This window comes from Streptomyces uncialis, assembly GCF_001905345.1.
Lineage (GTDB): Bacteria > Actinomycetota > Actinomycetes > Streptomycetales > Streptomycetaceae > Streptomyces > Streptomyces uncialis.
Genome location: NZ_LFBV01000011.1, coordinates 25,900 through 47,440 on the forward strand (window position 1 = coordinate 25,900; position 21,541 = coordinate 47,440).

The following is a 21,541-nucleotide window of genomic DNA, read 5'->3' on the forward strand; positions in this document are numbered from 1 at the left end:
CTCCGTTTTGGTCCAGACCTATTGACGACAGGTCTGGACCAACTTACGGTATGGGCTCGCACCCTCCCCCGACCCCATGTTCCAGGGCCGTACCCCCACGCACCACCACGGCCCGTCCCACCCCACCGGGACCCCGCACGACCCCCACCCCCCGCAGCACCCGCACCACCCGCACCCCCCTCCTCCCTCACCGTTCCGCGTAAGTCTCCAGGTTCCCCCCACCCAGGAGGTCAGCGTGTCCTTGAGCGATCGTTCCCTCCTGCCGACCTCTTCCGGGGCGCGCCCACCCCACACGGGCGCGTCACGGTGCGAAGGGAGTTCAGCATGATCGGCACCATCGGCCGCAAGCTGCGGCTGCTCGGTATCGGCGCGGCATTGGCGAGCGCGGTCCCCCTGCTGGGCGTCGTGGCGCCCGCGGCGAACGCCGCCCCCGAAAGCGCGGCGGCCACCACCTGTGCGGTGAAGTCGAAACCCACGGGCAAGGTCCTCCAGGGCTACTGGGAGAACTGGGACGGCGCCGCGAACGGCGTCCATCCCCCGCTCGGCTGGATACCGATCGACGACAGCAGGATCGGGCAGCACGGCTACAACGTCCTCAACGCGGCCTTCCCGGTGATCCGTTCCGACGGGACGGTCCTGTGGGAGGACGGTATGGACAACACCGTCAAGGTCCCCACCCCCGAGCAGATGTGCGCCGCGAAGGCGTCCGGGCAGACGATCCTCATGTCCATCGGCGGGGCCGCGGCGGGCATCGACCTCAGCTCCAGCTCGGTCGCGGACCGCTTCGTGGCGACGATCGTCCCGATCCTGAAGAAGTACAACTTCGACGGCATCGACATCGACATCGAGACCGGGCTGGTGGGCAGCGGCAACATCAACACCCTGTCGTCCTCGCAGTCCAACCTCATCCGCATCATCGACGGCGTACTGGCGCAGATGCCGTCCAACTTCGGTCTGACGATGGCCCCCGAGACGGCGTACGTCACCGGCGGCAGCGTGGCCTACGGCTCCATCTGGGGCTCGTACCTGCCCGTCATCAAGAAGTACGCGGACAACGGCCGCCTGTGGTGGCTGAACATGCAGTACTACAACGGCAGCATGTACGGCTGCTCCGGCGACTCGTACTCCGCGGGCACCGTCGCGGGCTTCGCCGCGCAGACGGACTGCCTGAACCGCGGACTGGTCATCCAGGGCACCACCATCCGGGTCCCGTACGACAAGCAGGTGCCCGGTCTGCCCGCACAGGTCGGCGCGGGCGGGGGCCATATGTCGCCCTCCCTGGTCGGCCAGGCGTGGAACCGGTACAACGGCGCCCTCAAGGGTCTGATGACCTGGTCGCTGAACTGGGACGGCTCCCGCAACTGGACCTTCGGCGACAACGTGAAGGCCCTGCAAGGCCGCTGACGCTTCCTCAGGTCTCTCCGGGCCGACGTCGTGGGCGGCCCGGAGAACCGGGCGGGGTCGCCGGACCGTGGAAGCGGCCACGGTCCGGTGACCCCGCCCACACAGGTACGGAACACCGGTACCCACAGCACAGGTCCCGGGGCCCTTGGCGGGCTCCCGGGACCTGTGCGTACCTGGACTTGACGGTCTGTCAGGTACCGGCCTTGCGGCCGTACACGAACACGTCGTCGCCGTTCCTCAGCATCGACCAGTACTTCTTGGCGTCCGCGGGGCGCAGGTTCACACAGCCGCGCGAGCCGGGCGCGTTCCACATGCTGACGGCCGCGGAGTGGAACGCCTGGCCGCCGTCGAAGAACTGCGCGTACGGCATGGCGACGTCGTACAGGCTGGAGTGGTGGTCGATGTTGCGCCAGGTGATCTTCTTGGCGCCGGTGCGGGTCTCGGAGCCGTTGCGGCCCGTACGGACGGGCACAGGGCCGTACTTGAGTGTGCTGCCGTCCTGGATCCAGCTGATCTGGAGCGTGAGGTTCACGCAGGCGATCCGGCCCCTGTTGGTGGGACACTTGCGGTCCCGGTTGGGCTTGTCGCCGACCGCCTTCTGCTTGTTCATCAGATCCATGACGCCCCAGGTCACCGAGCCCGCGTAGCCGGCCGCCGGGGTGATGCCGTGCTTCTTCTGGAACGCCTGGACCGCCTTGCAGTCCGCGGCCGACTGACGGCCGTCGACCGGCCGCCCGAGGAACTTCTCGACCTTCTTCTGGTACGGGCCCGCCTGTGTGGTGCACGACGCGGCCGCCGCGGCCGGAGCCGCACCGAGCGCGAGCGCCAGCGGAGCCATCAGCCCGGCGACCCCCAAGGCGACGCCGGCCCTTCTGCGCATGTCCCCCATGTGAAACTCTCCCCTCCCCGCGCGCGCCGGTCGCGCGTCGGTTCCGCACCCCGTGGCCCATGGCCACGAGCCGTGCCGCGCACCGGATCTCCCCGGCACCACGCATTGTTGGACCCGCCGCGCACGGAAGCCGTTGTACGCGACCGCCACCTGTCACAGAGCCCGGACGCTTGTCACCGATTCGGTACATATGAGCGGCACGGGCGCCGCCGTCCGGTTCGCCCCGACGGGGCGTCCCGGGGAACCGGCCCCGGCGGCCGGGACCGGCGGAGCTACCCCACAGCCTCGCGCCAACCCGGCGGGCACACATCCGCGTTGCGGTTCCTTTACCGCCTGTTGACAACTCACCCAGCATCAACTTAGGTATGCCTTACCTAAGCCGAACGGGTGAACCGGAGCCATCCGGAGCCCGATCCTCGCTGCTCAGAAAGGTGCTCACAGGATGAGTGCTGTGCTCTCCACCCGTACCGCCGCCCGCGCCGGCATCGCCGTCCTCTCGGCCGCCGCGCTGACACTCGGTCTCGCTTCCTCCGCCTCGGCGGCGACCGGAAGCCGCACGATCGTCGACGGGTCCACCACCTACAACCTGTCCATCACCGGCCCCAACACGGCGGCGGCCACCGGCGCCAACGTCACGGTGACGGGCACCGGCTACAACTCGTGGCAGGGCATCTACGTCGGCCTGTGCGCGGTGAACGGCACGCAGGGCGCCAACAAGCCGACCCCGTGTCTGGGCGGCCAGGACGAGGCCGGGACCACCGGCGCCTCGTACTGGGTGTCCAACTTCGGCGGCGGCCTCCTCCCGAACAGCTCCACCTTCGGCACGGGCGGCAAGTTCTCCGCGACCATCCACATCAAGGCCGATCTGGGCGGCGGCAATGTCTGCGGCGACACGGTCGACTGCGCCATCGTGACACGTGCCGACCACACCGACAGCAACGACCGCAAGTACGACGTCCACATCCCGGTGACCTTCTCCTAGGACCTCTTGTCCGCGTCCCGCCGGGGCCCGCTCCCGCCCGATCCGGACGAAAGACCCTGAAGGCGAAGCCCCGGGCGGGTTCCGGCACCTCCGTGCCGGGGCCCGCCCTTCGGCGCGTGCGCCGGTCCCGTACGACAAGGAAGCCATGACAGACAACTCATCCCCGCGTTCCCGCGACGGCCGCAGACGCCGCACCCCGGCCCTGATCGCGTCCACCGCGCTCGGCTCGGCGGCCGTGCTCGCGGTCTCGATCGGCGCCGGCGGCCCCGTCCTCGCCGCCGACACCCCCGGCACCGGCACGGGCTCCGGCGGCCAGAAACTCTCCGCGTCGGTCACCAAGGACCTGAACCCCGCCGGCCAGACCATCAGGATCACCGGCAAGGACTACGACGAGACCAAGGGCGTCTACGTCGCCGTCTGCAAGGACAACGGCCCCGGCCGGGCCCCCTCCCCCTGTGTGGGCGGCGTCGACATGACCGGCGGTTCGAAGTCGTCGGCCTGGATCGTGCCCAAGGGGGACTCCCACGCGGGAGAACTCGCCACGGCGTTCGGGCCGGGCGGCACCTTCGACGTCGAGCTCCAGATCGAGGCGAAGAGCACGACGGTCGACTGTGCGGAGGTCGCCTGCTCGGTGGTGACCCGGGTGGACCACCGCGGCTTGGGCGACCGTTCGCAGGACGTCCGTATCCCGGTCACCTTCGCGGCCGGACCGCCGCCCGGCGGGGAAGGCGTCGGCGTCCCCCCGGGCACCGTGTCGTACCACCGGACCGCGGAGTTCACCACCGCCGGGAAGCCGCTGGACGTGCTGCTCCACCCCGAGTCGAAGAAGCTCTACGTCGGCTCCGACAACCTCGCCGACACCGCGGACATCGACGAGCGCGGGCTGTACGTCCTCGACCCCGAGGACGGCAAGGCGCTCGCGCACCTCAACCAGGCTCCCGGCAACCTGGGCACCCCGCGCGCGTCGTCGGTCTCCCGGTTCATCGGCCCGCTCGCCGGTGACGGGGCGCGCTTCCAGTACCCGCTGCGCGGCATAGGCAGCGCCAAGCAGGGCGACACCGCCATGCGGGGCGTATGGCTGGCCGCCGGCGGGACCGTCCACGACGTGGGTCCGGGGACCTCCACCCCGACCGCGGTGCTGGTCGCCCAGGGCAGCAAACTCTCCGAGATCGACCCGAAGGACGGCGCCACCCTGCGCAGTCTCACCCTGGAGAGCGGCAGCCGGTTCGCGGTGGACACCGCCCGGGGCTCGGTGTGGTTCGCGGACTTCCCCGGCGGCAAGCTGTACCGGGTCGACACCGCGACCCTCACCCTGAAGGACACCATCGACGTACCGGACATCGCGAGCGACGCCACGGGCGTCATCGAGGTCGACCCGGAGAGCGGTGCCGTCTGGCTGGGCACCGGGGGCACGATCCTGGTCCTCGGTCCGGACGGAAAGCCCGTGAAGAAGATCACGGACTCGGACCAGGCCATCGCGGTCGCCTTCGACAAATCCAGCCGACAGGCGTTCGTGGTCCGGCAGGACCGCGGTGACCTGAACGAGCCCGGCAACGACAACAACGGCTCGCTCACCACCTACGACACCACCGACCACACGCGGACCACCGAGCCGGTGTCGCTGCCGGGCAACCACGGCCAGGTGGGCGCGGCGGCGGTCACCGTCGAGGCGGGCGGCGCGGTCGTGTACGTGACCCACCCGGCCGAGGGCAAGGTCCTCAAGCTGGTCCGGCGGGTGTCCCCGAAGGTCACCGAGGCGCCCGCCGATGTGTCGGTGGAGCCCGGCGAGAACGTCACGTTCACCGCGCGCGCCGAGGGCACCCCGGAGCCCGCGCGGCGCTGGCAGGTCAGCACGGACGGCACCACCTGGAAGGACGTCGAAGGCGCGACGTCCGCCACCCTGGCCTTCACCGCCGAGCTCGCCCAGAACGGCCACAAGTACCGGGCCGAGTTCAAGAACGACGCGGGGACGACCCGCACCTACCCGGTGACCCTGACCGTCGAGGAGGAGCAGGACACCACCACGGGCACCACCACGGGCACCGACGGCGGCAGCACCGACGGCAGCACCGACGGCGGTACGGACGGCGGTTCCACCGAGGGCGGGACCACGGACGGCGGCACGGACGGCGGCAGCACCGACGGGGGTTCGACCGACGGCGGCTCGGACAGCGGCGGCGCCGACGGTGGCGGTTCGGCCGGGGGTTCGGCCGGGGGTTCGGCCGGGGGTTCGGCCGGGGGTTCGGCCGGCGGCTGGGACAACGGCGGCACCGGTGGCTCCACCGGCGGCTCCGGCTCCGGCGGTTCGGTCGGCGGCGGCAGCGCGGGCGGCTTCACGGGCTCGGGCGGCGTCGGGACGACCGGTGGCGGTGGCGGTGTGCTCGCCTCCACCGGGACGACGGTCCTGTCGGCCGCGGCAGCGGCGGCGGCCCTGACCGCGGCCGGGGCGGTCCTCGTGAGGCGCCGCCGGACGGCCACGGCGAACGGACCGGACTCCGGGACGAGCGGCCCGGCCTCGGTCTGAGCCGACGCGGAGGCGCGCCGACCCCACCGGGCGGGCGGTCCTGCCCGGGTGACGATCCCGATCACCCGGGCGGGGCCGCCCGCTTTCCGGTGCCCGCCGAATCCGGCACAGCCCCGGTGTCCGCCGCCCCCGCCGCAAGTCCGGTGCCCGCCGTATCCGTCCTGGCCCCGGTGCCCGCCGTATCCGTCACAGGGCTCGTGTCCGCCGCGTCACCCGTTCTCCCGGGCGTCACCGCGTCCTCCGTCACCCGTATCCCGCGCGTCACCCCTGTCCCCCGCGTCCGCTCGTTCCCTGTCGCGCCCGGCGAGGTAGTCGTGCAGCCCGCTCGCCCCCGCGAGCATCGCCCGGGAGCGCAGGGACAGTTCCCGTCCGCGTTCCGCGACGGCCTCCCGCAGCGCCTCCGCGCTGCCGGTGCGCCGCAGCCCGTCGAGGACGCGCGCGATGCGCGGCAGCCGGTAGCCGCCCTGGCGCAGCATCCTGATCATGCGGGCGTCCCTTACCTCCTCGGGCCCGAACCAGCGGTATCCCGTGCCGGGTTCACGTACCGGGGAGAGCAGACCCGCCTTCTCCCACACCCGCAGCGCCGAGGTGCGCACCCCGAGCCGGGCGGCGACCTCCCCGATCCGCAGCCCGCCGCGCGGTACCGCGGCCCGCGAGCGGTCCGGGTCCTCCCCGGCGACCGCCGCGAGCGCCTCGCCCACCGCGAGCATGTCCCGGCGCTGTTCGTGCAGGGCCGCGTGTCCGGCGTCGAGGAGGCTCAGCGCCAGCGCCACGTCGTCCGCGTGGACCGCCCGCATCACCGCGCGGGCCCGGTCCGGACCGTAGCCCCGGGCGAGCGCCCGGTAGGTGAGCAGGGCGCCCCGGTGCCCCTCGTCGAAGCGCCGGTACCCGGACTCACTGCGCGGGACCGGGGGCAGTACCCCGGCGTCCTCGTAGTTGCGGATCTGCTGGGTGGAGACCCCGGCGCTGCGCGCGAGGTCCACGGACCGCAGGGCCCGCCCCGGATGTGCCCGCCCGCCGGCCGGGGAGTTCTTCACCACGCCGAACAGCATAGGCAGGGACGTCCGCCGGTCGGTGACGGCCGCTCCCCGGGACGGCGTAGGCGGGCCCGGGGCGGCTGACGACCGGGGCTGCTGACGAGCGGCGGCGGTCCGGACCGTGCTCACCACAGGCCGGGCCACGCGGGCCGTCGGGAGGCCGGGCCACAGCGGCCCGGCACCGCGCGGTCGCGCCGCCCGGCACCGGACCCGCCCCGCCTCCGCCCGCACCCACCTGCGCCGGGCCCGGTCGCCCGGTGTTGTGGCGTGTGTCAGCATTCCGGCATGTCGGGGGCACGGCCGGGCCGGGCTCTGGCACGGTGGCCCTCCCGCGCTGTCCCTCCCCTGAAAGGGCAACCCCCATGCGACACGTCTCCCTGGGCGGGCTCGACGTATCCCGGATCGGCCTCGGCTGTATGGGTATGTCGGCGTTCTACACCGGCGCCGGTACGGACGAGGCCGAGGCGGTGCGGACGATCCACCGGGCCATCGATCTCGGTGTCACCCTGCTGGACACGGCGGAGGTGTACGGGCCCTACACCAACGAGGAGTTGGTCGGACGGGCTCTCGCGGACCGGCGGGACGAGGTCGTGCTCGCCACGAAGTTCGGCATCCTGTCGCACTCGGGTCCGGGCGCGCGGCGCGGTCCCGACAGCTCGCCGCGCAACATCAGGGCGGCCGTCGAGGGGTCGCTGCGGCGGCTCGGCACGGACCGGATCGATCTCTATTACCAGCACCGCGTCGACCCGGACACCCCGATCGAGGAGACCATGGGCGCGCTGGCGGAGCTGGTCGCGGACGGCAAGATCCGGTACGTGGGGCTGTCCGAGGCGGGACCCGGGACGATCCGGCGGGCCCACGCGGCGCACCCGGTCGCCGCCCTCCAGACCGAGTACTCGCTGTGGACCCGGGACCCCGAGACGGACGTCCTGCCGCTGACCCGGGAACTGGGCATCGGCTTCGTCCCGTACTCGCCGCTCGGCCGGGGCTTCCTGACGGGGCGTATCCGCAGCCGTGACCAGCTGGACGACACCGACTTCCGCAAGGACAACCCGCGGTTCAGCGAGGCGAACTTCGAGCAGAACCTGAGGATCGCCGACGAGGTCGAGGCGATCGCGCGGGACGCGGGCGCGACACCCGCGCAGACGGCGCTCGCGTGGCTGCTGGCGCAGGGCGACACGATCGCCCCGATCCCCGGGACGAAGCGGGTGTCACGGCTGGAGGAGAACGTGGCGGCCGACACCCTCACCCTCACCCCCGAGCAGCTCACCCGCCTCGCGGCACTCTCCGCCCCCTCGGGTGACCGCTACACGGACATGTCCCCGCTGAACCGCTGAACCGCTGACCCGGCGCCGCGCTCGCCGAGCAGAAGCCCGCCCGGTCGGCCGTCTCCTGGGTCGATCGCGGGTGACGGACGGGGTACGCGGTTCCCGGCGCCGCTTCGGGGGCGCCGACCGGACCGGTCCCCGCGCCCTCGAAGGAGACCCGAATGCGCGGCGATTGTCGGGTTGTTCGACCGACGGGGTGGCCGCTAGGGTCGTCCGTATGACTGCCGGGTCGGCTTCGCGCCGCGCACGAGTAGGGCACCCGGCCTCGGAGTGACTCCGGGGCGGGCGAGAGCCCCGCCGCTCGTTTCTTCTCACGCACCGGTCAGGTGCGTTTCCCCTTCCCCTGAGCACCGCCCACCCCTGCCGGGGCAGCCGGGCGCGCCGGAATCCCGTCGCGTCCCCGCAGCCCTGCCCGGGTGGCCGTGTGCCCTGTTCAGCGGCGAGAAGAACCGAGCAGAAAGCAGCGAATGCCCAACGAGTTCAATGAGCGGATCATCGAAGAGTTCCGCGCCAACCAGGGACGTGTCGGCGGCTGGTTCGAAGGAGCGCGACTGCTCCTGCTGACGACCACCGGACGGCGCAGCGGCGTCCCCCGTACGAGCCCCGTCGGCTGTCTGCCGGACGGCGGTGGGCAGGTGGTCGTCATCGCGTCCGCCGGTGGCGCGGACCGGCATCCCGACTGGTACCACAATCTCGTGGCCGAGCCGAGGGTGACCGTGGAGGACGGGGTCTTCACCTACGAGGCCGAGGCCGAGGTGCTGACCGGCGAGGACCGTGACCGGATGTTCGCCCGCGCGGTCGAGGCGGACGACGGCTGGGCCGAGTACCAGCGCAAGACCGACCGGGTCATCCCGGTCGTGGTGCTGCGGGCGGTCGGGGGTGCGCACCGGCTGAACGCGGAGTCGTTCGCCGAGGGGATGAAGGTCGTCCATGACGGGTTCCGCCGTGAACTCGCCATGATCCGCGAGGAGATCACCTCTTCGGGCGCGGGGATCGGCGGTCAGCTCCGGATGAACTGTCTGACCGTCTGCCAGGGGCTGCGCAACCACCATCTGGGCGAGGACACGATGCTGTTCCCGCAGCTCACGCCAGGGCGTCCGGAGCTGGCGCCGGTCATGGACCGGCTCGCGCGGGAGCACGAGGAGATAGCGGAGCTGGCGGAGTCCCTGCGACTGCTGGTCTCGGCGACGGAGACGGAACCCGGGTACCTGCTCCAGGAGTTCGACCGTCTGGCGGCCGAGCTGGAGGCGCATCTGAGGTACGAGGAGGAGCAGCTGATCCCGGTGATGGCGGCGGCCGGGATCTGAGACACGGGCCGCCCCCGGACAGATCGGGTCCGTCCGGGGGCGGCGGGCGCGTGGGGGGCGGCGGGTACGGGTGGCCTAGTACTCCACGGCCGGGAGGAGCCCGGTGACGGGGGCCGCGAGGTCGGTCACCTGGCGGAGCTGGTTGAGCTGGGAGGCGCCCTGCGCGACGGTGCCGAGCTGACCGGTGACGGTCGGCATCCGGTGCGCGTGCTCGGGGGTCACCGACTGCGCGGACAGCGCGTCGAGCTGGCCCAGTACGGACGGCACCTCCATCGCGGACGCGGACGCGGCGGTGACGGTGAGTCCGGTGACGCTGGAGGCGAGGGCCACGGCGGCGAGAATACGTCGGGTTGCGGTCATGCCCGGAGCAACGGCCGAGCGGGGGGCTCGGTCACGGCCGGGCGGCCCGGCTCACCCGTGGGGCCCCACCTCGCGGGGCCGCGCGGGAACACCCGTACGACGGACGCCCCTCCCCGGGGTGACGGCCGAGGGGCCGCGGGTCGGGGAGGGGCGCGGGTTTTGGCCGGTCAGGGACAGGCGGCGATGGTGCTGCGGGCGCGCTCGGGGTTGGCGTGCTGCACCTTGCACCGGTCCTCGTCGAGACCGCCGTCGACCAGACCCCAGCCGGGTCCGGCCAGCAGGACGGTGTCCTTGGCGCCCCGGATGGTGTCCTTGCCGGGTCCGCCCTGGATGACACCGCCCGCCTCCGGGCCGACGCCCTTGGCCTCGATGACGTCGTTCTCGCTGCCGCCGAGCACCCGGCCGCCGAAGTCGATGACACCGGCCGAGATGGTGTCGGCGCCGTCGTTGCCGAAGACCTGGCCGCCGCCCCGGGCGTGCTGGCCCGGGGAGCCGGAGACCGTGCCGACGGTGATGGTGTCCGCGCCCTGGTCGCCGTAGACGGCGGCGCCGTTGTCGGTGGTGCCCATCACGGTGGGCACGATGACGGTGTCGTCGCCCGCGCCCGCCCGGATAGACGCCTGGCCCTCGCGGGGGAGCAGATGGCTGGTCTGGAGGCGGTCGTCGCCGTCGCCGCCGAGGACCTGCGAGTCGATGATGAGGCCCTTGACGCGGATGTTGTCGTTGCCCGCCCCGCCCCAGATGATGACGTTCTCGACGTCGTTCTCGCACTCGATGACATCGTCACCGGGGGTGCCGAACACCTCTTGGCCCGGGGGTACCTCCGCCCCGTTGAGGACGCAGTGGTGCGACGGGAGTCCCTCATGGGCGTGGGCCGGTGCCGTCGTCAGGGACGCGGCGGCGACGAGGGTGGCGGTGAGGGCCAGGCCGCGCACGGCTTGGCGCTGCGGACGAGGCATGAGGCGCATTCAGGTCTCCTGGTGCGAGTGCGGCACGGACGCGCCCACCCTGTCCCCCCATAACCCACCATTCCGGTACATCCTGGCCGTACATCACCCGCCTGGCCCGCTCCGGTCACCCGCCTGCGCCCGGTCTTGGACACCGGTCCTGGCCGGGTCGCGGTCACGCCGGTCCTGACGGCGGGGCCTGGGTGTCACCCGGTCCCGAGGTCAGGGGCGGCTCCTCGGTGGCGGGCGGCGGGGACCCGGCGGACGGTGAGCCGGGCTGCTCGGCGGACGGCGATCCGGTCGACGGCCCTCCGGTCCCGTCCGAAGGGGTGCCGGGTTCGTCGGTGGAACCCGTCGAGGTGTCCTCGCCGGAGGGCGAACCGTCCGGCGAGGGGGTCGCGTCCGTCGGCGGGGCGGTCTCCTGGTCGCCCGAACCCGTGCCGCCGGGGTCGCGGGTGAACCAGCCGCCGCTGTGCGGGTCGTAGATCACGAAGGTGTCCACGGGCCGGGACGCGGGCTTCACCACGACGACGTTCGACGCGCGGTACCCGGGCCAGGGCTCACCGACGACCTTCGGGGTGCCGCGCAGGGCGACCGGTTCCGTCAGCGGGTTTCCGCAGGCGCACCGGACGGTCGGCAGCCCCCGGTCGTCGACCAGGACCGCCGTGCCCGCCTCCAGGACCGCCTGGTAGGCCGTCGCGGAGCCGTTCACATAGCCGTGGTTGGTGACCCGGGTGTCGAGCCTGAGCTGTACGGGGGTCAGCGCGCGCAGCCGGCCGGGCACCTTGTCCGGGGCGATACCGAGGGCCGAGGCGAACGCCTTGTTCTTCGCCTCCTCGGCACCGAGGAACCTGATCTGCTTCTCCACATCGCAGCTCGCCGTCCTCCGGGTGCCCCCGTACAGGCCGGGTGCGGCGCCCGACACCCCCTGGGCGGCCGGCGCGGACTCCGACCGGCCGGACTCCGACCGGCCGGGCAGCGACGGGGTGTTCGGCGGCGGGCTGCTGTCCCGCGCGGTCGACTCCGTGAACGGGTCCCGGCCGGTGCTGTCCGCGGCCTGGAGGAACACCTCCCCGCCACCGCCGCCCGACGGACCGTCACCCGAGCCGGAACCGCCCGAACGTGTGAGCACCACCCCGAGGACGACCGCGGCCACGACCCCGAGCGTCAGCAGGGCCACCCGGGGGGCGCTGCGCCACCAGGGCGTACCGCCGCCCCCGCCAGGCTTCGCGGGGGGCGCGCCACCGGGCCCGGAGCCATCGCCACCCCCGCCCTGGCCACCACCTTCGCCGCCGCCCTTCCCGCCGCCCTCCCCGGTTCCGCCGTCCGTGGTCCCGCCGTCGCCTGTCCCGGGGCGCGTGCCGTCGTGTTCCGGCGGTGGGGCGGGGGCGCCGCCCGTCGTGCCGTGGGCGCCGTCGTCCGGATGGCCGTACGGCGGGCCGGACGGGTGGTCCGCGGGCGGGCCCGTGGGGCCGGAGGGCGAGCCGGGCCGGGAGGGGGCGGAGAGCGGGCCCGAAGGGGGTCCCGCGGGCGGGCCGGACGGTGGGCCCGCGGGGGCCCCCGACGGGGACGGGCCGGTGGGGCGGTCGGGCGGCGGCGGTTCGGCGCTCACGGTCACTCAGCTCCCGGTCTCGTACGACCCCCCGGGCCCCGCCGCGGATGTCCGGGCGACAGCCGAACTCCCTCGTCCGCTTCCTGCCGCGACCAGCCCATTGTGTGCCGCTTCCCGCGCCCGCCCGCAAGCCGGCGCGGTCGGCGGTGTCCGGGGAGCGCACGGGCCGGGAACTGCATAGCGTGACCGTGTGAGCCACAGGACTTCACCCGGCGGGGCAGCCGACCACTATGTGGCCGGGCCCGCGCCGCACGGCTGGTTCCAGGCCCTGCTGACCGCGCTCGCCGCGCTGGTCGTGATGACCGTCGTCGCCGCGGCGGGGCTGTGGGCGGCCGGGGCGCACACCCTGCCGGGCGCGGCGTTCCCCCGGGTGGTCGCGGCCGTCGTGCTGATGGCCGTGGGCGGGGACATCGATCTGTCGGGGGACGCCGGCGGCCTCGCGGGCGCCCAGGGCGACCTCGGCGTGCTGCCGTTGTCGGTGACCCTCGTCGGGGCGCTGGTCCTCGGGGCGGGGTTCCTCGTACCGCTGCGCCACCGCGCCGTCGTCGGGGAACGCGAGCTGGCGGGCTGGGCGGCGCGGATCGCCGTGCCGTGGGTGGTCGTGCTCGTCGCCCTCGCCCTCTTCGCCCGGCAGGAGTTCAGGGTCTCGATCGGTGACGGCGCCATCGGCGACCTCGGCGATCTGCTGGGGATCGCCCCCACCGTCGGCTTCGCCGGGGACATCGGGACGAGCGTCCTCGTCGGACTGGTGTGGCTCGCGGGGGTGCTCGTGATCACGCTGCTCGTCGCCCGCAGGACACCGGTCCCGCCGCGGCTGCTGCGGTTCCACGGGGCGGTGCGGCCCGCCGCGCACGCGATGCTGGACGTGCTGCTCACCTATGTCGTCGCGGGACTGGTCGTCGGGCTCGTCGTCGCCGCGACCCGGGGCAACGCCGCCGACACCGTCGGCGTACTGCTCCTCGGACTGCCCAACCTCGTCTGGCTCGCCTTCACGCTCGGGCTCGGCGCCACCTGGGACGGACGGATCGAGGGACCGTTCGGACTGCCGGTGCCGAAGGTGCTGGACGAGGTGCTGCGGGGTTCGGGCGGCGGCGAACTGAGCGTGCTGAACGTACGGACGCTGGCCGAACGGGACCCCCGGGCGTGGTGGCTGGTGCCGTTCGCGGCGCTGGTGCTCCTCGCGGCGGCCTTCCTGATGGCGCGGCGGTCACCGGCCGGTACGGCACTGTGGCGGCTCGCGCTGCGTATGGGGATCGCACTGGTGCTGACGGTGCTCATCGTGTGTCTCACCGGACGGGTGTCCGCCCACTTCGGGCTGTCGCTGCTCGGCATCGGGGACCTCGGGGGCGGGCTGGGTGGACAGGTGCGGCTGTCGCCCCGGTTGTGGGGGGCATTGGGGACGGCCGCGCTGTGGGGTCTGGTGACGGGGTTCCTCGGGGGCGCGGCGGCACGGGTGCACGCGCGGGCCACCGGGCGCGTGGACTGAGCGGCTCGGCGCTTGCGGTCAGCGGGGCGCGGGGCGGAAGGCCGGACGGGCCCAGCGGGGCGGGACCGGCGGCGGGCCGGGCGGCAGGTCGGCTGGCAGCGCCCCCGGATCGGTCAGGGCCGGGGCACGCGCACCGGTCGCGGCGGTGCGCAGGGCGGCCACGAAACGCAGACATGAGCCGTAACGGTCGTCGGGGCGCTTGGCGAGCGCCTTCGCCAGGACCGCGTCGAAACCGGGCGGCGCCCCGGAGCGCCGTTCGGCGAGCGGCGGCGGCTGGTCGTACTGGTGGGCCCAGAGCAGGGCCATGTCGTCGTCGCGCTGGAACGGCGGTCCCCCGGCCAGCATCTCGTACACCACGCACGCCAGGCTGTACACATCGCAGCGGCCGTCGACGGGCCGTCCGGAGATCTGCTCGGGCGCCACGTAGTCGAGGGTGCCGACGAACTGGCCGACGGTGGTGAACCCGGTCAGCGACAGGGACTTCTTGGTGAGACCGAAGTCGGTGAGGTAGACGTGCTCGGGATGGTCGCTGTCGGTGCCCTGGGCGACCAGGATGTTGCCTGGTTTGACGTCCCGGTGGACCAGTCCGTGGTCGTGCGCGGCGTCCAGCGCGGAGGCGACCTGCGCGGTGATCCGTACGACCGTCGCCGGAGGCAGCGGGTCCCCTTCGGCGCGCTGGTCGAGGAGATGGCGCAGATCCAGTCCGGCGACGTACCGCATGGCGATGTACAGCACGCCGTCCCGCTCGCCCGCCTCGAACACCGGCACGATGTGCGGATGGTCGATGGCGGCGGCGACCCGTGACTCATGGGTGAAGCGGCGCCGGAAGGTGTCGTTGCGGGCGAGTTCGGGGGCGAGCAGCTTCAGCGCCACGGTCCGGTCCAGCCGCAGATCCCTGGCCCGGTAGACGACGGCCATACCGCCGCGTCCGATCTCGCTCTCGACGCGGTACCCGGCGATCCGGCGGCCGAGGAGTCCCGAGGGACGCCCGGAGTGTTCACTCGTCCCCTCGTCGGTACCGGCCGGTCTCATGGGGTGTCACCACCGGGCCGGGCACGCGGTTCCGCCCGCGGCCCGGACGCCTGACGGGTGGCGTCCGTCCCCTCCCCCGCGGGACCGGACGCGGGCTCGGGGCCCGCGGTGTCGCCGGACACCGGACGGACGACCCGGGTGGGGGGCGGCGCGGAGCCGCGGGGCGGGGGACGGGAGGGGGGCGTGGGACGGACGGGGACGACACGGGTCGGTTCGGGGGCGGGGTCGGGTGTCGGCTCGGGTTGCGGCTCGGGTGTCGGTTCCGCTTCCGGTTCCCGCGCGGGTGCGGCTTCGGGTGGCTGTGCCTGTTCCGATGCGGGTTCGGGCTCCGGTACCTGTGTTGTCGGTATCGGTTCAGGCGCGGGGTCGGGTGCGGGTGCGGGCGGACGGGTCGGTTCCGGCGCGGGTTCGGGTACCCCGGCCTGCTCGGGTCGCGCCCCGGCCCGGTCCGGTCGTACGTCGGCCCGGTCCGGTGGTGTGCCGGTGGGGGCCTCCGGAGCCGCGCTCTCCCCCGGTGCCCGGTCCGCCGCGAATCCGCTGAGCCGTCGGCCGTCGCAGTACACCCACCGTTCGTGGTCGGCGTCGTAGAGCCACATGGACTCCCCGTCGACGACCATGCCCACCCGCAGGCCCCGGGTGCGGCGGTGGAAGGACTCCACGTCGAGGCGGCCGTCCGCGAGTTCCCCGGCAGCCGCCCGGTACCGTCCGACGGCCTCCTCGGCGCGGGCGAGCAGCGGCCGGGGGTCGGCGGTACGGGCCGTGGGGCTGCCCGCCTCGGGCGGCCGCTGGGGGACCGCGATCAGCAGCCGGCCGTCGACCCACGCGGTCCAGCCGTTCGCGCACACCACCCGGCCCCAGTCGCCCAGCCGGTCGGTGAGCTGTACGGGCAGCAGCGCGTCGAGGGGCGCGGTGGGCCGGTCGGTGTCCGGGACCTCCCAGGTGGGCAGGCCACCGGGCGGGACGACATGGGTGGGACGGAACTCGGCGGTGGTCATCGGCGGCTCCCTCGCGGTGCCGGACGGTCCGGGGCGCGGGCCCGCGCCCCGGCGGGCCGGGCGGGGTCACTCACGCATCACGGCCGGTTCCTGGCGCCGCAGCAGCCGGGACACGGCGTACAGGAAGACGAGGGACAGCACGATCAACATGCCCATGTCGAGCAGCCAGACGCCCGCCGAGTGCCGGAACAGGGCGTCGGAGCTCATGGCACCCGGCACGATCCGCCCCAGCTCGATCGTCGAGGCCATCGCGGCGAACGCCCAGCGCGCGGGCACCAGCCAGGACAGCTGCTGGATGCCCGGCACGTTCAGTTCGAGGAGGGCGCCGCAGAACACCACCTGGACGATGGCGAGCAGCACCAGCAGCGGCATCGTCACCTCCTCCTTGCGCACCAGCGCGGACACCAGCAGCCCGAGGGTCATCGCGGTGAAGGAGAGCAGCGCGACGGCGAGGACGATCTCCACCAGCGGTGGCAGGAACACCCCTTGTCCGCCGGGCGCGCCGAGATCGACTCCGAGCAGCGCCACCAGGGTCAGTACCACGGACTGGAGCACGGTGATCGTGCCGAGGACGACGACCTTCGACATCAGGTACGCCGATCTGGACAGCCCGACCGCGCGTTCCCTGCGATAGATGGCGCGTTCCTTGACGAGTTCGCGTACGGCGTTGGCGGCGCCGGTGAGGACGCCGCCGACGCAGAGGATGAGCAGGGCGTTCATCGCGGACTGCGCGGTGAGCCTGCTGCCCGCGAGCGCGCGGGCCATGGCGCCCATCACGAACGGCAGCGCGACCATGATCACCAGGAAGGTGCGGTCGGCGCTGAGCGCGGTGGCGTAACGGTGGACCAGGGTGGAGAGCTGGGCGCCCCAGCTCTGCGGTTTGGGCGGCGGCACCGGTGCGGCGACGCCGTCGGCGTTCGGTACGGGCGGGCGCGCGGTGGCGTCGGTGATGTATCCGCGGTGGAACGACGAAGCGCGGTAGTCCCCCGCCCAGTCCCGTTCGCGGTCCGTCTCGAACGCTTCGAACGCCTCGGGCCACTGGGTGAAGCCGAAGTAGCCGAGGGCGTCCTCGGGCGGTCCGTAGTAGGCGATCCGGCCGCCCGGCGCGAGGACGAGGAGCCGGTCGCAGACATCGAGGCTGAGCACGCTGTGGGTGACGACGACGATGGTCCGTCCGTCGTCGGCGAGACCGCGCAGCATATGCATCACCGAGCGGTCCATCCCGGGGTCGAGCCCCGAGGTCGGTTCGTCCAGGAAGAGCAGCGAGGGCTTGGTGAGCAGTTCCAGGGCGACGCTGACGCGTTTGCGCTGGCCGCCGGAGAGGCTGTGGATGTGCTGGTCGGCGCGCTGTTCGAGACCGAGTTCCCGGATGACCTCGTCCACCCGCGCCCGGCGTTCCGGTTCGGCGGTGTCCTGCGGGAAGCGGAGCCGGGCGGCGTACCGCAGCGCGCGGCGGACGGTGAGCTGGACGTGCAGGATGTCGTCCTGCGGGACGAGCCCGATGCGGCTGCGCAGTTCCGCGTAGTCGTGGTAGAGGTCCCGGCCGTCGTACAGCACGGTGCCGTGGTCGGCGGGCCGCAGTCCGGTGAGGGCGTTCAGCAGGGTCGACTTGCCCGCGCCGCTCGGTCCCACGACGGCGAGCAGGGATTTCTCCCCGACCGGGAACGACACCCCGTCGAGCAGCGTTTTACGGCCCCGGTCGACGGTGACCGTCAGCTCCTGGGCGTCCAGCGAGACCTCGCCGGTGTCGACGTACACCTCAAGCTTGTCGCCGACCAGGCAGAACGCCGAGTGCCCCACGCCGACGATGTCGCCGGGCAGGACGGCCGCCCGGGTCACCGGACTGCCGTTGAGATAGGTGCCGTTGTGGCTGCCGAGGTCCGCGATCTCGAAGGTCCCGTCGGTGCCCACCCGCAGTTCGGCGTGGTGACGCGAGACCACCAGGTCGTCCACGACGAGGTCGTTGTCCCGGGCCCGCCCGATCCGCACGGCCCGTACGGGGATCGGCCGGACGGTGGTGGGCCGCCGGAACGTCCCGGTGGCGGCGGGCGCGTGCACCCCGGAAAGCCGCTCGGTACCGTCGGTCGGCGCCGGGGCATAGGGCGGCTCCACGGCACCGGTCGAGGCCGGGGCATCGGGCGGCTCTGCGGCGTCGGCGTCGGCGTCGGCGTCGGCGTCGGCGTCGGCGTCGGCCGGGGCATCGTTCGGTCCCCGGGCACCGGTCGGCTCCGGACCAGGTGGGGCCGGGGGCGGCGGGGAGGCGCTGAGCAGGGCGCGGGGGCCGTCCGTCCGGCTGCCGAAACGCAGCTCGCTGCCGGGCCCGACGCCCCCTTCGTCGACCCGCCGTCCATCGGCGTACGTACCGTTGGTGCTGCCCTCGTCGGCGACCGTCCAGTGGTCCGAGTCGGCGTGCAGGACCGCGTGGTGCCAGGAGACCCGGTCGTCGTCGATGACGATGTCGCTCAGCGGGTCCCGCCCGACGTGGTAGTCGCGGTCCGGAGTCAGCACGGTGGAGCCCGAGTCCGTCTCGACGACGAGGGCGGGCGCGGTCGGGGTTCCGGACCGCTCTGCCATGTCCGAATTCTACCTATTGGTAGCTTCACCCGCTTGGTGAACTCCCCCGCCCACCCGACGGTTGCCCGGCCCCACCCGACGCCCGTGCCCCTACGGCCCCGCGAACGCCATGACCCCGACCGGAACGCCCGCCGGGGAAACGGCCTCGATGACCCGTTCCGCCGCGTCCGGCCCGCCCACCCCGTAGAACTCGATGAGCTGGAGCGCGGGGCCCAGCTCGGCGGCCACCCGGGCGGCGGTCTCTTCGTCGGGTACGGCGACGAGCGTGACCCGCCCGCCGCCGGGCTTGGCGTGGACGACACGGTCGGCGACGGGGTCGGCACCCTCGTGGACGACGAGGAACGCGTCGGACAGCACCTCGCCCGCCTCGAACCGGGCCTTGTACGCGGCGATCGGGGTCAGCGACTCGAAGCCGTAGTAGATCGCGCCGACGGGGGCCCGGCCGTCGACCGCGCGGGCGACCCGCGCGTGCCACACGGCCCCGAAGCTGCCGCACAGTTCGATCCGGTCCACGCCCTCGGCCACCAGCCGCACGGCGAGTTCGACGGCCTGGGCCGGGTCCCCTACGGCGCGGACGCGGGTCCGTCCGTGCGTGTTCCCGACCACCAGGAGATCGACGGAGGGGTCCCCGCCCTCCTCCTCGTAGATGACGACCTTGTTCCTCGCGGTGTCCCTGGTCGTGCGGGTGTCCGACATGACGCTGTCCCTCCGTCGATGGCGCCGGTCGCGCCGACAGGGAACAGCCTGCAACCTCAACCAATCTAGAGGTCAAGCGGATCGCGCGGGTGCCGGTCAGCGTCGCGCGGCGAGCCGCTCCACGGTCCGCGCCACGGGCAGCACACCGTCCTCGCCGGCGAGCCGCGCGGCCAGCGCGCGGGCGCGGGTCCGATGGGTCGAGTCCTGGGCGGTGGCGCGGACGAGCGCCGCCGTCAGCCGGTCCGCGCTCCCCGGCCGCTCGGTGAGCGTCCGCAGCGGCACGATGTCCGGCGCGACCCCGAGCGCGCGCAGCCGCGCCGACCAGAACGCGGCGTCGAACTGCACGGGCAGCGGCACCGAGGGCACCCCGGCGCGCAGCGCCGCCGCCGTGGTCCCGGCGCCCGCGTGATGGACGACCGCGGCGGTCCGCGGGAACAGCACGGAGTGCGGGAGTTCGCCGACGGTCAGCATGTCGTCGCCGTCCGCGGCGAGTCCGCTCCAGCCCCGCTGGATCACCCCGCGCAGCCCGGCGGCCCGCAGCGCCCCCACGATGGTGGCGCTCAGCCGCTCGGGGTCGGGCGCGGTCGCGCTGCCCAGCCCCACGTACACCGGGGGCGGTCCCGCGTCGATGAACTTCGCGACCTCGTCCGGGAGTTCGGCGTCCGGGGGATCGTACGACCACCAGTAGCCGTCGACGGTGAGGCCGGGCCGCCAGTCGCGGGGGCGGGGCACGAGCAGCGGGCTGAAGCCGTGGTGCACCGGCAGCAGGCGGCGGTCCCGGGCGCGGCGGGCGGCGTGGACGCCGACCGGCGGGGCGCCGAGCCGGGCCCGCAGGGCGCGGGTGGAGTCGGCGAAGAGCCGGTCGAGCCCGGCGTTCACCGCGTGGGCGCCGAGCCGGTTGCCCAGCGGCCCGAACGAGCGGGCGCCGAGCAGCGGCGGGGCGAACACCCTCGTGGGCGACTGGGGTTGGAGGTGCAGTTCGGCGGCCGGGAGTCCGAGGCCGTCCGCGACGGCGTGGCCGAGCGGGGCGATCGCGGGGGCCAGCAGCAGCACATCGCTGTGCCCGGCGGCTGCCAGGAGGTCGTCGGCGAGTGCCCCGACCTGTTCCCTGACCAGGGCGAACAGCCGGTTCATCTTGCCGATCCCGCTGCCGCTGCGGTGCAGGTCCTGGCCCTTCGCGGAGGCGAGTACGGCACGCGGGTCGAGCGGCAGCGGACGGAAGTCCAGTCCGGCGCGCGCGGCGAGCGGGGCGAACCGCGCGTGGGTCACGAGGGTCACCTCGTGACCGGCCAGCGCCAGCCCGTGGCCCAGCCCGGTGAAGGGGGCGACATCGCCCCGGGAACCCGCTGTCATGACCGCTACTCGCACGGACATCAGTATGGCGGACCCGCGATCGCGACGTGCCGGGAGGGCCGATCTTGTACGCCCACCAGGCCAGTTGCGTCTGAGACCACCGGCTTCGCCACACCTGCCGCCACCGGCTTCGTCGCCCCTACCGCTGCCCGGCCGTCGCCTCTCCACGGCCGCCCGGCCACGTCGCCTCTGCGCTACCGGGCCCGGTCGGTCTCACCCCGGCCTGCCGGGAGCCTGACGACCACCAGCGCGAGACCGGCGAGGGTGACGTTACGGCTGGCGGCGTCGAGCCCGTTCCAGTCGGACGACTGCCACATGGCGAACCACTCGCCGCCGATACCGATGAACCCGAGCCCGAAGAGCAGCAGGACCATCACCAGTCCGAGGGTGGCGACGGCGCGGGCACGTTCGAGGGCGTCGCCGTCCTGGGTACCCGGCGCGTTCCGGGCGCCGCCCGTGAGAGCCCGCAGCCACAGCCACCCGGCGGCCAGCAGGACCAGGGCCGCCAGGGTCTCCCACACGATGATGGCGACGTACGCGAGATCGGCGAGCGTAGGGGATTCGACGGCCCGCCACATCAGGTCCTCGTCCTTGAACGTCGTGTCCATCGCGAGGACATGCCGGACGAACTGCTGGTTGGTCCCGAAGTCGGTGATGTTGCCGAACGCGACGAGGGCCATGTAGACGGCGACGGTCACGGTCAGCGCGGCGGCGGCGACCGGCAGGGTGCCGAGCGCCCGCACCCGGCCGCGCCGACCACTCGTCCGGCCACCTGTCCGGTCGCCGCCCTCGTCCTTCCCCGGCATCGCCGCCTCGGCACGCGCACCCGCCGTGCCGCCGGGACCGACCGCGCTACCCACCCCGTCCCGACCGTCCGCGTCGACCCCGCCCGCACCGCCGCCCGCACCGCGCCTGTCGCGCCCGTCATCCGTCGTGCCGTCCGTCATGCCGTCCTCCGTGACCGATTCCCGCCCATGAACAAGGCGCTCTCCTGCTGAGGTTGGGGCTACGCCCC

The 21,541-nt window shown here is 73.6% G+C and carries 17 protein-coding genes; 6 read left to right on the forward strand and 11 right to left on the reverse strand.

Annotated features, from left to right (window positions below; translation table 11 throughout):
- Positions 1-336 precede the first annotated feature (336 nt).
- Entirely contained in the window at positions 337-1,404 is a 1,068-nt protein-coding gene (locus AB852_RS34020; protein WP_178391200.1) for a chitinase, read from the forward strand.
- A gap of 190 nt (positions 1,405-1,594) precedes the next feature.
- On the opposite strand, the gene AB852_RS34025 is transcribed toward AB852_RS34020, so the two are convergent.
- Positions 1,595-2,293: a L,D-transpeptidase family protein gene (locus tag AB852_RS34025; RefSeq protein WP_073794537.1), complete on the reverse strand. Its 699-nt coding sequence runs from the start codon at positions 2,291-2,293 to the stop codon at positions 1,595-1,597.
- Positions 2,294-2,735: 442 nt separating this feature from the next.
- Here AB852_RS34025 and AB852_RS34030 point away from each other — a divergent pair, with 442 nt between their 5' ends.
- Together AB852_RS34030 and AB852_RS34035 are read left to right on the forward strand one after the other, a co-directional pair.
- Entirely contained in the window at positions 2,736-3,275 is a 540-nt protein-coding gene (locus tag AB852_RS34030) for a hypothetical protein (RefSeq protein WP_073794540.1), read from the forward strand.
- Between the two features lie 145 nt (positions 3,276-3,420).
- Positions 3,421-5,799, forward strand: a complete 2,379-nt coding sequence (locus AB852_RS34035; RefSeq protein WP_073794542.1) for an immunoglobulin domain-containing protein — start codon at positions 3,421-3,423, stop codon at positions 5,797-5,799.
- Positions 5,800-6,008: 209 nt separating this feature from the next.
- On the opposite strand, the gene AB852_RS34040 is transcribed toward AB852_RS34035, so the two are convergent.
- Positions 6,009-6,851 (reverse strand): TioE family transcriptional regulator, encoded by an 843-nt coding sequence (locus tag AB852_RS34040; protein WP_073794545.1) that lies wholly within the window; start codon positions 6,849-6,851, stop codon positions 6,009-6,011.
- Positions 6,852-7,198: 347 nt separating this feature from the next.
- Here AB852_RS34040 and AB852_RS34045 point away from each other — a divergent pair, with 347 nt between their 5' ends.
- Entirely contained in the window at positions 7,199-8,173 is a 975-nt protein-coding gene (locus AB852_RS34045) for an aldo/keto reductase (RefSeq protein ID WP_073794548.1), read from the forward strand.
- A 458-nt stretch (positions 8,174-8,631) separates the two neighbouring features.
- Entirely contained in the window at positions 8,632-9,471 is an 840-nt protein-coding gene (locus AB852_RS34050) for a nitroreductase/quinone reductase family protein (protein WP_073794551.1), read from the forward strand.
- A gap of 75 nt (positions 9,472-9,546) precedes the next feature.
- Here the strand turns inward: AB852_RS34050 and AB852_RS34055 are convergent, their stop codons facing one another.
- The 3 genes from AB852_RS34055 to AB852_RS40110 form a co-directional block, all read right to left on the reverse strand.
- The gene (locus AB852_RS34055; RefSeq protein ID WP_073794552.1) at positions 9,547-9,831 is read right to left on the reverse strand and encodes a hypothetical protein; all 285 of its coding nucleotides are present in this window, start codon (positions 9,829-9,831) and stop codon (positions 9,547-9,549) included.
- Positions 9,832-9,998: 167 nt separating this feature from the next.
- Positions 9,999-10,799, reverse strand: coding sequence for a hypothetical protein (locus tag AB852_RS40105; protein WP_178391190.1), 801 nt, complete (start codon positions 10,797-10,799; stop codon positions 9,999-10,001).
- A 154-nt stretch (positions 10,800-10,953) separates the two neighbouring features.
- Complete coding sequence (locus tag AB852_RS40110) at positions 10,954-11,958, reverse strand: DUF6777 domain-containing protein (protein ID WP_178391191.1); 1,005 nt, start codon at positions 11,956-11,958, stop codon at positions 10,954-10,956.
- Between the two features lie 622 nt (positions 11,959-12,580).
- On the opposite strand from AB852_RS40110, the gene AB852_RS34070 reads away from it, so the two are divergent.
- Entirely contained in the window at positions 12,581-13,876 is a 1,296-nt protein-coding gene (locus AB852_RS34070) for a streptophobe family protein (protein WP_073794555.1), read from the forward strand.
- Between the two features lie 18 nt (positions 13,877-13,894).
- On the opposite strand, the gene AB852_RS34075 is transcribed toward AB852_RS34070, so the two are convergent.
- From AB852_RS34075 to AB852_RS34100, 6 genes are all read right to left on the reverse strand, one after another.
- Positions 13,895-14,908: a serine/threonine-protein kinase gene (locus AB852_RS34075; RefSeq protein WP_073794556.1), complete on the reverse strand. Its 1,014-nt coding sequence runs from the start codon at positions 14,906-14,908 to the stop codon at positions 13,895-13,897.
- Complete coding sequence (locus AB852_RS41175; RefSeq protein WP_245877034.1) at positions 14,905-15,903, reverse strand: hypothetical protein; 999 nt, start codon at positions 15,901-15,903, stop codon at positions 14,905-14,907. Before AB852_RS41175 ends, AB852_RS34075 begins: the two co-directional genes overlap by 4 nt.
- 66 nt (positions 15,904-15,969) lie before the next feature.
- The gene (locus AB852_RS34085) at positions 15,970-18,477 is read right to left on the reverse strand and encodes an ABC transporter ATP-binding protein/permease (protein WP_079185130.1); all 2,508 of its coding nucleotides are present in this window, start codon (positions 18,475-18,477) and stop codon (positions 15,970-15,972) included.
- A gap of 90 nt (positions 18,478-18,567) precedes the next feature.
- Positions 18,568-19,173: a DUF6506 family protein gene (locus AB852_RS34090; RefSeq protein ID WP_073794557.1), complete on the reverse strand. Its 606-nt coding sequence runs from the start codon at positions 19,171-19,173 to the stop codon at positions 18,568-18,570.
- A gap of 96 nt (positions 19,174-19,269) precedes the next feature.
- Positions 19,270-20,526 carry a glycosyltransferase gene (locus tag AB852_RS34095; protein ID WP_073794558.1) on the reverse strand — a complete coding sequence of 419 codons (1,257 nt, stop codon included), beginning with the start codon at positions 20,524-20,526 and terminating at the stop codon, positions 19,270-19,272.
- A gap of 194 nt (positions 20,527-20,720) precedes the next feature.
- Entirely contained in the window at positions 20,721-21,332 is a 612-nt protein-coding gene (locus tag AB852_RS34100) for a DUF2165 domain-containing protein (RefSeq protein WP_079185153.1), read from the reverse strand.
- Positions 21,333-21,541 lie beyond the last annotated feature (209 nt).

What these genes read in the sequence shown, in the direction of transcription:
- AB852_RS34025 (WP_073794537.1), bottom strand. Translation starts at nt 2,293, where the DNA reads ATGGGGGACATGCGCAGAAGGGCCGGCGTCGCCTTGGGGGTCGCCGGG.
- AB852_RS34030 (WP_073794540.1), top strand. Translation starts at nt 2,736, where the DNA reads ATGAGTGCTGTGCTCTCCACCCGTACCGCCGCCCGCGCCGGCATCGCC.
- AB852_RS34035 (WP_073794542.1), top strand. Translation starts at nt 3,421, where the DNA reads ATGACAGACAACTCATCCCCGCGTTCCCGCGACGGCCGCAGACGCCGC.
- AB852_RS34040 (WP_073794545.1), bottom strand. Translation starts at nt 6,851, where the DNA reads ATGCTGTTCGGCGTGGTGAAGAACTCCCCGGCCGGCGGGCGGGCACAT.
- AB852_RS34045 (WP_073794548.1), top strand. Translation starts at nt 7,199, where the DNA reads ATGCGACACGTCTCCCTGGGCGGGCTCGACGTATCCCGGATCGGCCTC.
- AB852_RS34050 (WP_073794551.1), top strand. Translation starts at nt 8,632, where the DNA reads ATGCCCAACGAGTTCAATGAGCGGATCATCGAAGAGTTCCGCGCCAAC.
- AB852_RS34055 (WP_073794552.1), bottom strand. Translation starts at nt 9,831, where the DNA reads ATGACCGCAACCCGACGTATTCTCGCCGCCGTGGCCCTCGCCTCCAGC.
- AB852_RS40105 (WP_178391190.1), bottom strand. Translation starts at nt 10,799, where the DNA reads ATGCGCCTCATGCCTCGTCCGCAGCGCCAAGCCGTGCGCGGCCTGGCC.
- AB852_RS34075 (WP_073794556.1), bottom strand. Translation starts at nt 14,908, where the DNA reads ATGAGACCGGCCGGTACCGACGAGGGGACGAGTGAACACTCCGGGCGT.
- AB852_RS41175 (WP_245877034.1), bottom strand. Translation starts at nt 15,903, where the DNA reads ATGACCACCGCCGAGTTCCGTCCCACCCATGTCGTCCCGCCCGGTGGC.
- AB852_RS34085 (WP_079185130.1), bottom strand. Translation starts at nt 18,477, where the DNA reads ATGGCAGAGCGGTCCGGAACCCCGACCGCGCCCGCCCTCGTCGTCGAG.
- AB852_RS34090 (WP_073794557.1), bottom strand. Translation starts at nt 19,173, where the DNA reads ATGTCGGACACCCGCACGACCAGGGACACCGCGAGGAACAAGGTCGTC.
- AB852_RS34095 (WP_073794558.1), bottom strand. Translation starts at nt 20,526, where the DNA reads ATGACAGCGGGTTCCCGGGGCGATGTCGCCCCCTTCACCGGGCTGGGC.
- AB852_RS34100 (WP_079185153.1), bottom strand. Translation starts at nt 21,332, where the DNA reads ATGCCGGGGAAGGACGAGGGCGGCGACCGGACAGGTGGCCGGACGAGT.